Raw genomic sequence first — 13,896 nt, forward strand, 5'->3', positions numbered from 1 at the left:
GGTTATTCCGCCGCTGGGCGGAACTGGTCGTGTTCAGTCGATTCCTTCATGGCGGTGGTCGAAGACTGCCCGCCGGTGATCGCCATGGAGACGGCGTCGAAATAGCCGGTGCCGACCTCGCGCTGATGCTTCGTCGCGGTGTAGCCGTTTGCCTCGGCCGCGAACTCTGCTTCCTGAAGTTCCGAATAGGCGGCCATCTGCCGGTCCTTGTAGCCGCGCGCCAGCTCGAACATGCCGAAGTTGAGCTGGTGGAAGCCGGCCAGCGTGATGAACTGGAACTTGTAGCCCATCGCACCCAGCTCGCGCTGGAACTTGGCGATCGTCGCGTCGTCGAGGTTCTTCTTCCAGTTGAAAGACGGCGAGCAGTTATAGGCCAGCAGCTTGCCCGGATGCGCCTTGTGCACGCCTTCGGCGAACTTGCGCGCCTGCTCGAGATCGGGCTTCGAGGTCTCGCACCAGATCAGGTCGCAATGCGGCGCATAGGCCACCGCGCGGGCGATGCAGGGCTCGATGCCGTTCTTGACGTTGTAGAAGCCTTCCACCGTGCGGCCGGCGTCGTAGTCGACGAACGGCTTGTCTCGGTCGTCAATATCGGACGTCAGCAGCTTGGCGGCTTCCGCGTCGGTGCGAGCGATCACCAGCGTCGGCGTGCCCATGACGTCGGCGGCGAGTCGCGCGGCGTTGAGGTTGCGGATGTGGGCGGCAGTCGGGATCAGCACCTTGCCACCGAGGTGGCCGCACTTCTTTTCGGATGCGAGCTGGTCCTCGTAGTGCACGCCCGCAGCGCCGGCTTCAATGAAGGCCTTCATGATCTCGAAGGCATTGAGCGGGCCGCCAAAACCAGCTTCGGCGTCGGCGACGATCGGCGCGAACCAGGTATCGACCGACAGGCCCTTGCCTTCGGAGGTCTCGATCTGGTCGGCACGCTGCAGCGTGCGGTTGATGCGCTTGGCAAGCTCGGGGGCTGCATTGGCCGGATACAGCGACTGATCCGGATACATCGCGGACGCCGTGTTTGCGTCGGCGGCAACCTGCCAGCCCGAAAGGTAGATCGCCTTGAGGCCGGCGCGAACCATCTGCATCGCCTGATTGCCGGAAAGCGCGCCCAGCGCGTTGACGAAATCCTCTTCGTGGATGAGCTGCCACAGCCGGTTGGCGCCGTTCTCGGCCAGCGTATGCCGGATTTGGACGGAGCCCCGCAGTCGCTTCACGTCCGCAGCGGAGTAAGGGCGCTCGATGCCGTCATAGCGACCCTCGGGAGCGGAAGGGACGAGGTTGTAAAAATCGGTCATTGCAAACTCCGTGGCAATCTTTGCTATTCGTCAGGAGCCAATTTCGTCGACCCCGTATGTGACGAGATTTACATTGCGCTGCCGAAGACAACGAGGAAAATCAGGAAAAGGCGGCAAAAATTCGGGTGAAGCTGTATTGCGTTTGACATCGACGGTCTGTAAATTTGTAAATAATGTAAATACTGCCAGATGGGCAAGATTGTAAAATCCGGTCAAAGGCAGCGAGATGGCTGAGCAGAAAATATTCGCCGGGCCGCGCATTCGCAGGATCCGCAACGCGATAGGCCTGACCCAGACCGCGATGGCGGAGGGGCTCGGTATCTCACCCTCCTATCTCAACCTGATCGAGCGCAACCAGCGGCCGCTCACGGTCCAGCTCATCCTCAAGCTAGCCTCTGTCTACGATGTCGAGCCGGAAGCCCTGCAAGGCGAGGCTGGCGGTTCCGTCGCCGCGCTGCGCGAGGTGTTCGCGGATCCGTTGCTTGCGGGCGAACTGCCGAGCGACCAGGAACTGCTCGAGGTGGCCGAAGCCGCGCCCAATGCGTCGGCCGCGGTCGTCAAGCTGTTCCGCGCCTACAAGGAGCAGGCGGAGCGGCTGTCCGATCTTTCGGAACTGCTCGCGCGGGAGGGACGCGCGACCACTCTGTCATCGACCCGGCTTCCGATCGACGAGGTGCGCGAGACGTTCGAGCGCCGCCCGAACCACTTTCCGACACTGGAGGAGGAGGCCGAAGCCTTCACCCAGTTGCTGCAGCCCGGAGACGATCTCTATGCCGCGCTGAAGGAATGGTTGCGCCGCGATTACGGCATCGTCGTCAAGGTGCTGCCGGCTGCCACCATGCCGAACTGGCGGCGGCGCTACGACCGCCATTCGCAGCGCCTGTTCATCTCGGAGCGGCTGTCGCCCTTCGACCAGTTGCGCGAGGTGGCGATGGAGGCCTGCCTCATCCGCATGCAGGTGGCGGTGGCCGCCGAGCTGAGGGCGCTGAAGCTCGGCAGCGACGAGGCGCGCCGGCTTGCCCGCTTCGAGCTCGGGCGCTACGCGGCCCATGCGCTGATGATGCCGTATGCGGCGTTTCTGGCTGCGGCGCAGCGCGCCCGCTACGACATCGACGTCTTGCGCTCGCGTTTCGGTGTGTCCTTCGAGCAGGCTGCGAACCGGCTTGCCATGCTGCAAAGGCAGGGCGCAGCGGGCGTGCCCTTCTTCATGATTGAGGTGGATAATGCCGGCAACCGCTTCCGTCGCGCTGGCGCGCAGGGCTTTCCGCAGGCGCGTTTCGGCGGGGGATGCCCCAAGCTCGCGGTTCACGCGGCTTTCGCCCAGCCGGGGCAGGTGCTGGTTGAGGCGGTCGAGATGCCGGACGGCGCCGAGTTCCTGACGATCGCGCGTACGCTGGAAGGGCCGCAGGGCGGCTTCAACGAGCGCCCTCGGCGCACCGCGATCCTGATCGGTTGCGATATCGCTTTCCGGGATGAGGTCGTCTACGGCGCGGCTCTCCCGGCTGCGTCCGGCAAGGGGCCTGTGCCGTCCACGCCGGTCGGGGCTGCCTGCCGGCTGTGCGAGCGGGTCGGTTGTCTCGCGCGCGCCGAACCGCCGGTAACGCGACCGCTCGGCCTCGACGAGATGTCAACAGGCCTCAGCGCGTTCGATTTCCAGTAGCAGCAGCCTGGCTTCTACGCCCCGCCGACCGGCCGCTCGCCCTGGAACAGCGGCGCGTGAGCGCTGACCAGTTCCACGATGCGATCGATGACGGTTCGCACTTCGGCGCGGTGTCGGTCGTCATTGTGCATGACCAGCCATTGCGCGCCGCGCAGCTCTTCGATCTCTTCGCCTGCGCGCTCCAGCAGCGGGTCCCGGTCGCCGGCAAAGCAGGGCAGGAGGCCCTTGCCGACACCGACACGAACCAGATCGTGCAACGTACGCGGTGAGTTCGCCCAGGCGACGACATCGCCCTCGGCATGTTCGGCAAGCCAGCGGGCCGAGCGGGTCGCCATATCCTCCGGTGCGATCGCGACCCATCCTTCCTCGCGTCCCGGATGCGAGTGGCCACGGGCCCGGAAGGGTGCCTGAGCGACCATCACTGTGCGCCTGCTGGCTAGGTTCGGGCTTTCCGGCGGTGCGTTGCGCAGGCCGATTTCGACTTCCCGATGGGCGATGTCCAGCTTCGCCTCGGTGGCCTTGAAGGCGATGCGGAACGGGTCGTCAGGGGTCCACAGCCGGGCGAAATTGTCGGCGAGGAAGTTGGTCGTCCAGGTTCCGGACGAGATGCGGACCAGCGGCCGCCTGCCGCCCATATCGAGCCAGTCGTCGATCGTCCGCGCGCCGTCTTCCATCGTGCGCGCCTAGATGAGGAGCGATTGCCCGTCGGCGGTGAGTTCGTAGCCGGTCTGACGGCGGATGAAGAGTGGCCGGCCCACCGCCTGCTCGAGCGCCAGCATCCGCCTGCCGATCGTGGCGGGGCTCGATCCATACGCCTTTGCCGCTGCCGACAGCCCGCCGCCGCGGGCGACTGCGATGAAGAGTTGCAGGTCGTCCCAGTTGATGTTTTTCATCAGTGAAACATGACATCCGGATTTCCGGCGTTCAAGCGCCGAATGGCCACTCCTATCTTTCAGTTACGAAAGAATTCAGGAGATGCGCTATGGATTTCATGACAGCTCTTGTGCTCCTCCAGCACGAACTGACGCGAAAGTCGCGACAACAGCGGCGGGATTGGACGCTCGACACGCCCGAGCCCGATCATCCGACGGTGAGAACCACGTTTCCAGTCAGCCGGCCGCCTTCCACGGCCTCGTGCGCGGCAGCGATCTCGTCGAGCGGGAAAGTCGCGCCGACGGAGTGCTTGAGTGCGTCCGCCTCGAGCAAACGGGTAAGTTCGTCAACCGCCGCCGTCCTCTCGTCAGGCAGCAGGTCGTAAACGACGAAGACCGAAAGCTTGAGGCTGCCCCACAACATCGCGGGAAAGGAGATCGGGATGTCGCCTGCGACATTCGAGCCATAGCAGACCATGGTGCCATGAGGCGCGAGTACGCCCTTGGGCAACAGTGCAGCGGTGCTTGACAGGTCCATGTCGATGATGCCGTCGACGCCCTTTCCGCCGGTCAGCGCCTTGACGCGCTCGGCGACGTCCTCGTGGCGGTAGTCGATCAGTTCGTCAACGCCTGCCGCCCGGGCATGGGCCTGCCGGACCGGGGAAACGGTGCCAATCACCCGCGCGCCTCGCAACTTGGCTATTTGAACGGCGTAGTGGCCTACGGCTGCTGCTGCTCCGGTTATCAGCAGGGTCTTTCCGGCAATGTCGCCATGCAGGCTCACCGCGTGCAGCGCCGTCAGGGCCGGAATGCCAAGGCACGCGCCGGTCGCAAAGTCGATGTTCGAGGGCAGGGGGACAGCCTGTTCCTGCGGCACGGCAATATATTCGGCAGCCGTGCCCATCGGCCGCTTCCACTGGCCGTTCCAGACCCAGACCCGCTGCCCGACGCGGCTGTTCTCGACGCCTTTGCCCACCGCCTCGATGATTCCTGCGCCGTCCGAGTGCGGGATGATGCGCGGCGCGATCATGGGGCGGCCCTTGCGGCTCTTCACGTCGGAGGGGTTCACGCCGGATGCGTGCAGCCGCACCAAAACCTCGCTCGGCCCCGGTTTGGGCGTTTCCATCTCGCCGACTTCCAGAACTTCACGTGCTTCGCCATTCCGGTCGTACCAGGCCGCCTTCATGCCATCCCTCCAGCTTTGCGTGGGTGCCACAACTAGACGAGGTGGCTGGACCACGCCAGCCCCGACCATTCGCGCTAGCGATAATTCCCTTCGTCACGTCTGGAACAGCGGCCATGGCCCACGCAGCGCCACAGCACGAGATGCCGTCCGCAACGCCGGCCGCGCGCGAGGAGCTCACCGGCTTTCTCCTCGTTTTCCTGGCTGCGCTCTGCTGGAGCCTGGGCGGGGTCATCGCCCGTTTCATCGAGGCGGACGATCCGTTCACGTCGATCTTCTGGCGTTCGATCTGGGCTGCCACGTTCCTTCTTATGTACATGCTGTGGCGTGACGGCTTACGCGGCACGCTGCAGCTCTTCGGCGCCATGGGCCTGCCGGGACTGGCGGTTGCCTGCTGTTTCGCCATCGCGACATCGACCTTCGTGATAGCGCTGTCCTACACCACCGTCGCCAACATCCTGCTGATGCAGGCAGGCGCGCCGTTGATCGCGGCGCTTTTGTCGTTCCTGCTGTTCGGAGAGCGGATTTCATCGATTACGTGGCTCGCCATCGCGGTGGTCATCGCAGGCGTTGCCGTCATGGTGTCGGATTCGTTGACCGGCAACATGTCGATCGTTGGCGACGGGCTTGCGATCCTGATCGTTTTCGCCTTTTCGGTTGCGACCATCCTGACCCGTCGTTTCGCGCATGTGCGCATGACGCCCGCCATGTGCCTCGGCACCGTCTTCGCCGCCGTCTTTGCCGCGAGCCAAGCCTCGACGCTGACGGCCTCCGGTTCAGACATGGCGTTTCTGTTCGTCTTCGGTGCTGTCAATCTGGGCCTCGGCCTAGCCTTCTTCGCCACCGGTGCGCGTGTCATCCCCGCAGCCTATGCCGCCTTGCTGGCAACATTCGAGACGCTGTTCGGTCCGGTCTGGGTCTGGCTGGTGCATGGCGAGGTGCCGTCGTCGCGCACGCTTGTCGGGGGCGCGATCGTCTTTGCGGCGCTGATCATCTACATCGCGATCGAGTTTCGACGCATGTCGCGGCCGGCCCGGCCGGGCGTCACCGGCATCGCCGCGCCGCATTGACGTGCGCGCCGACCGCCCCTGTCCCCATTGACAAGCGCGCTGGGGCAGGGGCAGGCTGGCGGATCGGCAACAACCATACAGGTCTATTTTGCGTCCAACGTCACCCGGCGTCATCGCACCGGCGAGCAAGCGCACCGTCAAATCCAAAAAAACCGACAGCGCCGGCAAGACCGGCAGTAAGTCACGCGCGAAACCCAAGGCGACTGGCTTCATCTCGCCTGATCACGAGCGCGAATATCTGGCTTTCGTGGAGGAACATCCGGACATCGAGGCCGTCGAGTTCCTCATGGTCGATCCCAACGGGGTGATGCGTGGCAAGTGGGCGCCGGGCGATGCGTTGAAGAAGGCCTTCGAAGAAGGCGTCAATTTCCCGATGTCGCTCCATGGCCTCGATGTGTGGGGCAGGGAGGTCGAGGAGACCGGCCTTCACATCGAAACGGGCGACAAGGACGGCTATTGCCGCGCTACCCGGGGCTCTCTTTCGATCGTACCTTGGGCCAAGCGCAAGACCGCGCAGGTGCTGCTCCAGACCTTCTCGCCCGAAGGCGAGCCCTTCATGGCCGATCCGCGACAGGTGCTGAAGAAGAAGGTCGCCGAAGCCAACGCCAAGGGGTTCTTCCCGGTCGTCGCGTTCGAACTCGAGTTCTATCTGCTCGATCCGAACACGGACTGGGACGACGGCATGCCCGCCCCCGTGGGAGCGACAGCCGGGCCTGACCGGCTGCGCATGTATGGGCTCGACGATCTGGCCGAGCATGCGGAGCTGTTCGACATGATCCGCGACGCGGCCGCCGCGCAGAGCCTGCCGATCGACACCATCATCAAGGAAGCCGCGCCCGGGCAGTTCGAGGTCAACCTCAAGCACCGGGCCGATCCGCTGCGTGCGGCCGACGACGTCATCATGCTGCGCCGCATCGTCATCGGCTGCGCGCGTGCCCACGGGCTGACCGCCACCTTCATGGCCAAGCCGTTCCTCGAATATGCCGGCAACGGCATGCACGTTCATGCCTCGATGCTCGATGCGGATGGCGTCAACATCTTTGGTGGAGCCAAGGGAAGGAAGCGGCTGGAGTCGGCAGTCGCCGGGTTGCTCAAGACGATGCCGGAATCGCTGCTTCTGTTCATCAACACCTGGAACGGCTTCCGCCGCATCACGCCCGGCTCCTATGCGCCGACACGTGCCGTATGGGCCGAGAACAACCGATCCGTCGCATTGCGCATACCGGTATCCAACGACGAAAATCGCCGTGTCGAGCATCGCATCGCGGGTGCCGACGCAAATCCATACCTCGTCATGTCCGCAATCATCCAGGGCATGGTGGAGGGCGTGGAGCAGAAGGCGGTTCCGCCGCCGCCCGTCGAGGGCAACGCCTATGACGACGAAGGGCTCTTCCTGCCCGACGACATGGACGACGCGCTTCAGCTCATGGAGAAGAGCAGGTTCGTCGACAGGGCGCTCGGACCGCTTCTCGCCAAGGTCTACAAGGATTTGAAACGGGCGGAGATACTGGCGTTCTGGGGCGAGATCACGCCTCTGGAGCGAACGACCTATCTTTGATGCAACGCAGCGTTTTCGTGCTTGTCGCACTGCGAAAACGCCAATAGGCTTTCAACAAAGAACCCGGCCGTGAACGCAGACAACGAGCCGGGACGGGGCTTACAGAGGAGAACATCATGATCCGCAGGGCAATTGTCTATTCGACCGTCTCGCTCGCAGCGGCGACCTTCGCGTTCGCCGCGCAGGCGCAGGAGCGCGTCGTCAACGTGCTGAACTGGTCCGACTATATCGACGATTCACTCATTGCGGAGTTCACAGAAAAGACCGGCATCCGCGTCGTCTACGACGTGTTCGATTCCAACGAAATTCTCGAAACCAGGCTGCTTGCAGGCGGATCGGGCTATGACGTCGTCGTGCCGACCGGGTCGTTCCTGTCGCGCCAGATCCAGGCGGGCGTCTTCCAGAAGCTCCAGAAGGACAAGCTGCCCAATCTCTCCAACATGTGGGACGTGGTGACCACCCGCACCGACAAGTACGATCCGGGTGGCGAATACTCGATCAACTACATGTGGGGTACCGTCGGCATCGGCTACAACGTCCAGAAGGTTGCCGAGATCCTGGGGACCGAGAAAATCGATAGCTGGGATGTGCTGTTCAAGCCGGAAAACGCCGAGAAGTTCGCAAGCTGTGGCATCTACATGCTGGATTCGCCAAGCGACATCATCCCGATCGTGCTCAACTATCTCGGCTTCGATCCCAACAGCCACGAACCCGATGAGATCGCCAAGGCCGAAGAGCTTCTGCTTTCGATCCGTCCATCCATTCGCAAGTTCCACTCCTCGGAATATATCAATGCGCTGGCCAATGGTGACATCTGCCTGGCCGTCGGCTGGTCGGGTGACGTTCTTCAGTCGCGTGACCGCGCGGCAGAGGCAGACCAGGGCGTGACGGTGGCCTATGTGGCGCCAAAGGAAGGCACGCAGATGTGGTTCGACCAGATGGCCATTCCGGCCGATGCGCCCAATGTCGATGAGGCCCACGAGTTCCTCAACTTCATCATGGAGCCGGAAGTGATCGCCAAGGCGACGAACTACGTCTACTTCGCCAACGGCAACCTTGCCTCGCAGGACTTCATCGACGACGAGGTTATCAACGACCCCGCGATCTACCCGGACAAGGATGCGCTGGAGACGCTGTTCACCCACATTCCCTACGATTCCAGAACGCAGCGCGTCGTCACCCGGAGCTGGACCAAGGTGGTGACCGGCCAATAGGACGACGAAAACGCCGGTGCATCGCGCCGGCGTTTTCCTTTTGAGCGTGGCATCTGGACTGGGGAACCCGAGATGAAATCGCTTGGCAGCATTCGCAGGAGCTTTGCGCCCTGGAACGATCCCGAGGCGAAACCCTACATTTCGTTTGAACGTGTAACCAAGCGGTTCGGCGACTTCACGGCCGTCAACGACCTCTCGCTCGACATCTACGAACGCGAGTTCTTCGCGCTGCTCGGCGCTTCCGGCTGCGGAAAGTCCACGCTGTTGCGCATGCTGGCCGGTTTCGAGGAGCCGACCTCCGGCCGCATATTGCTGGAAGGCCAGGATCTGCGCGGCATTCCGCCCTATCGCCGGCCCGTGAACATGATGTTCCAGTCATACGCGCTGTTTCCGCACATGACGGTGGAAGCAAACATCGCCTTCGGTCTCAAGCAGGACGGCATGAGCAAGGGGGACATCGCGTCGCGCGTTGCCGAGATGCTCAAGCTGGTCAAGCTGGAGCAGTTCGCCAAGCGCAAGCCGCACCAGCTTTCCGGCGGTCAGCGCCAGCGCGTCGCGCTGGCACGTTCCGTGGCGAAACGACCGAAGGTGCTGCTGCTGGACGAGCCGCTCGGCGCGCTCGACAAGAAGCTGCGCGAGGAAACCCAGTTCGAACTGATGGACCTCCAGCAGGAGCTCGGCCTCACCTTCGTCGTCGTCACCCACGATCAGGAGGAGGCCATGACGATGGCTGACCGCATCGCCATCATGGACAAGGGCCAGGTGATGCAGGTGGCAACCCCTGCCGAGGTCTACGAAGCGCCTTCTTCCCGGTTCGTGGCCGATTTCGTCGGCAACGTGAACATGCTCGAGGGCACGGTCGCAGAGCGAAGCGACAACGCGGCGACAATTACGGGCGCCAGCGGCGCGCGCATTCGTGTCGAGAATGCCGGCGAGGCAACCGAGGGCAGCAGCGTCGCCTTCGCGATCAGGCCTGAGAAGATCAGGGTATCGTCGAAGCCGCCGGCCGAAGGCGCCACCAATGTGATGGAAGGCGAGATTTGGGATCTCGCCTATCTCGGCGACATGACGGTCTACCACGTCAAGCTGTCCGACGGGCAGGTGGTAAAGGCCAGCGCGCTTAACAGCGCACGTACGATGGACGACCCTCTGAGCTGGCATGACCGGGCCTGGATTTCCTTCGCGCCGGATGCCGGCGTCGTGCTGACCCGCTAGGATCGGGAGGCGGCCATGGCCCAAACGATTGCACGAGATGTCGCCGCAACGGCAGACCGGAATGAAGGGATCGGCGGCCGGTTTCTGGCTGCGGTGGCCAATCGCGCGGTGATCCTGGTCCCCTATCTCTGGCTTCTGGTTTTCTTCCTGGTGCCGTTCGGCATCGTGCTCAAGATATCATTGTCGCAGACGACCATCGCGATGCCGCCCTATCTGCCGGTATTCGGCCTCGGCGACGGCGTCTCGGGCTTCATCTCCAATTTTCGCGAACTGTCCTTCGAGAATTATCTCTGGCTCCTGGATGATGCGCTCTATTTCAACGCCTACGTCTCGAGCGTCGTCATCGCGGGCGTTTCGACATTCTTTGCGCTGTTGATCGGCTACCCGATGGCCTACGGCATGGCGCGCGCGCCTGAATCCATGCGGCCACTGCTGTTGATGCTTGTGATTCTGCCGTTCTGGACGTCGTTCTTGATCCGCGTCTACGCCTGGATCGGCATCCTGAAGCCCGAAGGTCTGCTGAACCAGTTCCTGATGTGGGTGGGCGTTATCGACACGCCGCTGCAGATCATGAATACCAACACGGCGATCTATATCGGCATCGTCTATTCCTACCTGCCTTTCATGGTGCTGCCGCTCTACGCGACGCTGGAAAAGATGGACTTTTCGCTGATCGAAGCGGCGCAGGACCTTGGCTGTCCGCCGACGACCGCATTCTGGAAGATCACCTTCCCATTGTCCTTGCCGGGCGTCGTGGCCGGTTGCCTGCTGGTCTTCATCCCGGCAATCGGCGAATTCGTCATTCCCGACCTGCTTGGCGGCTCGCAGACGCTGATGATCGGCAAGACGCTGTGGAACGAGTTCTTCTCCAACCGCGACTGGCCGGTCGCCTCGGCCGTGGCCATCGTGCTGCTGCTTATCCTCGTGGTGCCGATGATGTTCTTCCAGCGTGCTCAGGCGCGCGCGCAGGAACAGGGGAGGTAGGCCATGCAGGGGCAACTCAGCCGCTTCAACATCGCCTCGCTGGTGCTGGGGTTCTCGTTTCTCTACCTGCCGATCGTGCTGCTGGTCATCTACTCCTTCAACGACTCGCGCCTGGTCACGGTATGGGGCGGTTTCTCGACGCGCTGGTATGTGTCGCTGCTGTCCAACCAGCAGCTTCTCGACGCCGCCTGGGTGACGGCTCGGATCGCTTTCGTTTCGGCAACCGTGGCCACGGTGCTGGGCACGTTGGCGGCACTCGCGCTCACGCGTTACACGCGCTTTCGCGGGCGGTTCCTGTTTTCCGGCATGGTCTTCGCGCCGCTGGTCATGCCAGAGGTCATCACCGGTCTGTCGTTGCTTCTGCTGTTCGTTGCTGTCGGGCTCGATCGTGGGTTCCTAACCGTCACGCTCGCCCACATCACCTTCACCATGTGCTTCGTGGCGGTGGTTGTGCAGTCGCGCCTGCTGAGCTTCGACCGGTCGCTTGAAGAGGCGGCAATGGACCTCGGTGCAACGCCGGTACGCACCTTCTTTCAGGTGACGCTGCCGGTCATCATGCCCGCCATCGTGTCCGGCTGGATGCTGGCCTTCACACTGTCGCTGGACGATCTCGTGATAGCCAGCTTCACCTCGGGGCCCGGGGCCACCACGCTGCCGATGCGCATCTACAGCCAGGTGCGGCTGGGCGTGACGCCGGAGATCAACGCGGTCTGCACGATCCTTATCGTGGTCGTCACCGCAGGCGTACTGACCGCCGCCGTTCTCAACAAGCGGCGTGACGTGCAGCGCCGGCGCGATGAGCAGGCCGCCCAGCGCGGATAGCGCAGGCTATTCGAAGTCGATTGTGGATCCGACCTGTGCGGCAAACGGCGAATCCCACGCGCCACCGATGAAGAAGGAGAGATCGGCGTCGCCTGGTTGGCCATCTTCTCCGAGTGGCGCCAGATAGCCTGAAAGCGCCAGCGCGCGGCCGAAATAGGGAATGATGCCGCCGAGCGTCAGCACCTGCCCGTTGAGGCGGAATTCAGCCTTTTCGATCCGTGCGACGCCGCCATTGACCCTGGCTTTGAACTCTGCGCCGCGCATCGGCAGCGTGCCGCCGACGATTTCCGATAGAGCGAAGAACCCGCCTGCGGATGCGCGCTCCCTGAACTTGGCGAGATCGAAGCCCTGCAGCGCGCCTTCGCCCAGGGTTCCGCTAACGGTCCCTTCTGCATTGCCCATCACCGTGTTCCAGTCGCGGCCGGTGCCCTTCAGCATCAGCGAAAGATTGGCGCGCCCTTGCGGCACCAACTGAGTGGCGCCGGTCGCACTGGCGATTGCCCGCGCATCGACATTGTCTGCCATCATGCGCATCTCTACGGCCTTGCTCTCCCCCTGCAGGTCGACACGCACGCCTGCCTGCAGCTTGCCGTCGAAGACGGTCGCGTCCGAGATGTCGAAGGCGGCGAGCGTGCCCTTCACCTGGGCCGCAGCGGCCAGCTCGGTCATGGCGACTGATCCGAGTGTCGCATTGCCGGCCGACAGGCGCAGGTCCAGCGACAATTGCTCGGCGAAGCCCGTATCGATCTGGTCGTAGATGTTACCGCTCGTGGAAGCGATCGGCGTGAACGCTGCAAGAAAAGATCGCACGTCGAGCGTATCGAATGCGAGCGTCCCAGAAATGGCTGGAAGTGGATCGGCGAAGGAGACCTCAAGTACGCCGCGACCTGAATTGCCGCCCAGGTTCAGCGCGACCGAGTCAAGCCGCAGCCGCTGCGCTGTGCCTTGAACCGTTCCCGCAATAGACATCGCGCCGATCGCGGCGCCCGGCGCGATGTCTGTCTTCGACCATTCAAGCATGCGCCGCAGAGACGGCGACGAAAGACTGACCTTGCCGTCGAAGTACGTATTCGTCGACAGATTTGCCGTTCCTTCGAAGCTTGCTTCCAGTAGTGCCGATTTCAGGCTTGCGGTCGCCGGCGCATTGCCGCCGGCAAGAAGCAGCAGCGGCTGCGCGCTCGACCCTTCGACGCTGATGTTCTCGCCACGCCAGATGCCGGTGGCGTTCAGCCAAGCGGTGCGGTTAAGCGATGGCCAGACGATCTTGCCGTTGAGGCTGCTGATGCCATCATCATCGTCTCCATCGACGACCGCGATACGGCCATCGAAGAACTCGACCGTGCCGAACGCATCGTCCGGCAATGCGCTGCGGTCCGGATTGGCCGGGTTGCTGGCCACGATCCCCCGCGCCGCGGTCACCGCGCGGGTCATGCGCCCGCCGCCTGGCGAAGCGGGGAGATCGATGACCGAACCTTCGATGGTGAGCCGAAGCACCGGCCGGTACATCGCCACGGCCGAAAGCACCACATTGCCGCGCAGCGCCGACAGCGCCGAAAGGCCCACCTCCAGCCTGTCGGCCTTCAGCACCGGCGGATTTCCGTTGTCCGCCCATTCGAGGAATGCAACGTCGTGAAGCGTTGCCCTGAAGGTCGGCCAGACGTCGAGCACCGGCGCTTCGCCCAGTACTACCCGGTAGCCGCTCCAGAGACTGAGCTCATGAGCGATGCGGTCCCGTACGATCTGCGTGGATGCCACCCAGGGCAGCGCGGCTATGAACAACACCGCGAGCGCAAGCACTGTCGCCAGCGCGATAACGCCTCGTTTCAACATGGAAAGCCGCATCTCGCCTCGCCGCTGCGGGATGTCGCCGGCGACGCTCCCTACACTACTCGACCCGCAGGATAGCTGTTTTTCAACCTTTTGTGGCCTGCCGATGGCGTTTTCCACCAGCCAGATAAGGGTATTTTCGCCACCTTGCCTTGCTGGCGGACGATATGCTTAACCGTCTGCGAATTGTCGTCGGCAT

The 13,896-nt window shown here is 63.3% G+C and carries 12 protein-coding genes; 7 read left to right on the plus strand and 5 right to left on the minus strand.

Annotation, left to right across the window (positions count from 1 at the left end):
- Positions 1-2: 2 nt before the first annotated feature.
- A complete protein-coding gene (gene aceA / locus ACVJNE_RS10100; protein WP_173186947.1) occupies positions 3-1,292 on the minus strand; it encodes an isocitrate lyase in 1,290 nt (429 codons plus the stop codon).
- Between the two features lie 226 nt (positions 1,293-1,518).
- On the opposite strand from aceA, the gene ACVJNE_RS10105 reads away from it, so the two are divergent.
- Positions 1,519-2,952, plus strand: a complete 1,434-nt coding sequence (locus ACVJNE_RS10105) for a helix-turn-helix domain-containing protein (RefSeq protein ID WP_499565222.1) — start codon at positions 1,519-1,521, stop codon at positions 2,950-2,952.
- 14 nt (positions 2,953-2,966) lie between these two features.
- On the opposite strand, the gene ACVJNE_RS10110 is transcribed toward ACVJNE_RS10105, so the two are convergent.
- The 3 genes from ACVJNE_RS10110 to ACVJNE_RS10120 all read right to left on the minus strand — a co-directional run bounded on the left by ACVJNE_RS10110 (position 2,967) and on the right by ACVJNE_RS10120 (position 5,010).
- Complete coding sequence (locus ACVJNE_RS10110) at positions 2,967-3,626, minus strand: LysR family transcriptional regulator (protein ID WP_499565224.1); 660 nt, start codon at positions 3,624-3,626, stop codon at positions 2,967-2,969.
- Positions 3,627-3,635: 9 nt separating this feature from the next.
- Positions 3,636-3,845 carry a helix-turn-helix domain-containing protein gene (locus ACVJNE_RS10115; RefSeq protein ID WP_499565226.1) on the minus strand — a complete coding sequence of 70 codons (210 nt, stop codon included), beginning with the start codon at positions 3,843-3,845 and terminating at the stop codon, positions 3,636-3,638.
- A 187-nt stretch (positions 3,846-4,032) separates the two neighbouring features.
- The gene (locus ACVJNE_RS10120) at positions 4,033-5,010 is read right to left on the minus strand and encodes an NADPH:quinone reductase (RefSeq protein WP_499565228.1); all 978 of its coding nucleotides are present in this window, start codon (positions 5,008-5,010) and stop codon (positions 4,033-4,035) included.
- A gap of 113 nt (positions 5,011-5,123) precedes the next feature.
- On the opposite strand from ACVJNE_RS10120, the gene ACVJNE_RS10125 reads away from it, so the two are divergent.
- The 6 genes from ACVJNE_RS10125 to ACVJNE_RS10150 all read left to right on the plus strand — a co-directional run bounded on the left by ACVJNE_RS10125 (position 5,124) and on the right by ACVJNE_RS10150 (position 11,870).
- Positions 5,124-6,077: a DMT family transporter gene (locus ACVJNE_RS10125; protein WP_499565230.1), complete on the plus strand. Its 954-nt coding sequence runs from the start codon at positions 5,124-5,126 to the stop codon at positions 6,075-6,077.
- Between the two features lie 88 nt (positions 6,078-6,165).
- Positions 6,166-7,635: a glutamine synthetase family protein gene (locus ACVJNE_RS10130; protein ID WP_499565232.1), complete on the plus strand. Its 1,470-nt coding sequence runs from the start codon at positions 6,166-6,168 to the stop codon at positions 7,633-7,635.
- Between the two features lie 116 nt (positions 7,636-7,751).
- Positions 7,752-8,849: a polyamine ABC transporter substrate-binding protein gene (locus tag ACVJNE_RS10135; RefSeq protein ID WP_499565234.1), complete on the plus strand. Its 1,098-nt coding sequence runs from the start codon at positions 7,752-7,754 to the stop codon at positions 8,847-8,849.
- A gap of 72 nt (positions 8,850-8,921) precedes the next feature.
- Positions 8,922-10,064, plus strand: a complete 1,143-nt coding sequence (locus tag ACVJNE_RS10140; RefSeq protein WP_499565235.1) for an ABC transporter ATP-binding protein — start codon at positions 8,922-8,924, stop codon at positions 10,062-10,064.
- A 15-nt stretch (positions 10,065-10,079) separates the two neighbouring features.
- The gene (locus tag ACVJNE_RS10145) at positions 10,080-11,048 is read left to right on the plus strand and encodes an ABC transporter permease subunit (protein ID WP_499565237.1); all 969 of its coding nucleotides are present in this window, start codon (positions 10,080-10,082) and stop codon (positions 11,046-11,048) included.
- 3 nt (positions 11,049-11,051) lie between these two features.
- Positions 11,052-11,870, plus strand: coding sequence for an ABC transporter permease (locus ACVJNE_RS10150; protein WP_173186933.1), 819 nt, complete (start codon positions 11,052-11,054; stop codon positions 11,868-11,870).
- Positions 11,871-11,876: 6 nt separating this feature from the next.
- Here the strand turns inward: ACVJNE_RS10150 and ACVJNE_RS10155 are convergent, their stop codons facing one another.
- Positions 11,877-13,712 (minus strand): AsmA family protein, encoded by a 1,836-nt coding sequence (locus tag ACVJNE_RS10155; protein ID WP_499565239.1) that lies wholly within the window; start codon positions 13,710-13,712, stop codon positions 11,877-11,879.
- Between the last annotated feature and the right edge of the window lie 184 nt (positions 13,713-13,896).

The organism is Mesorhizobium sp. DxT, assembly GCF_058448885.1.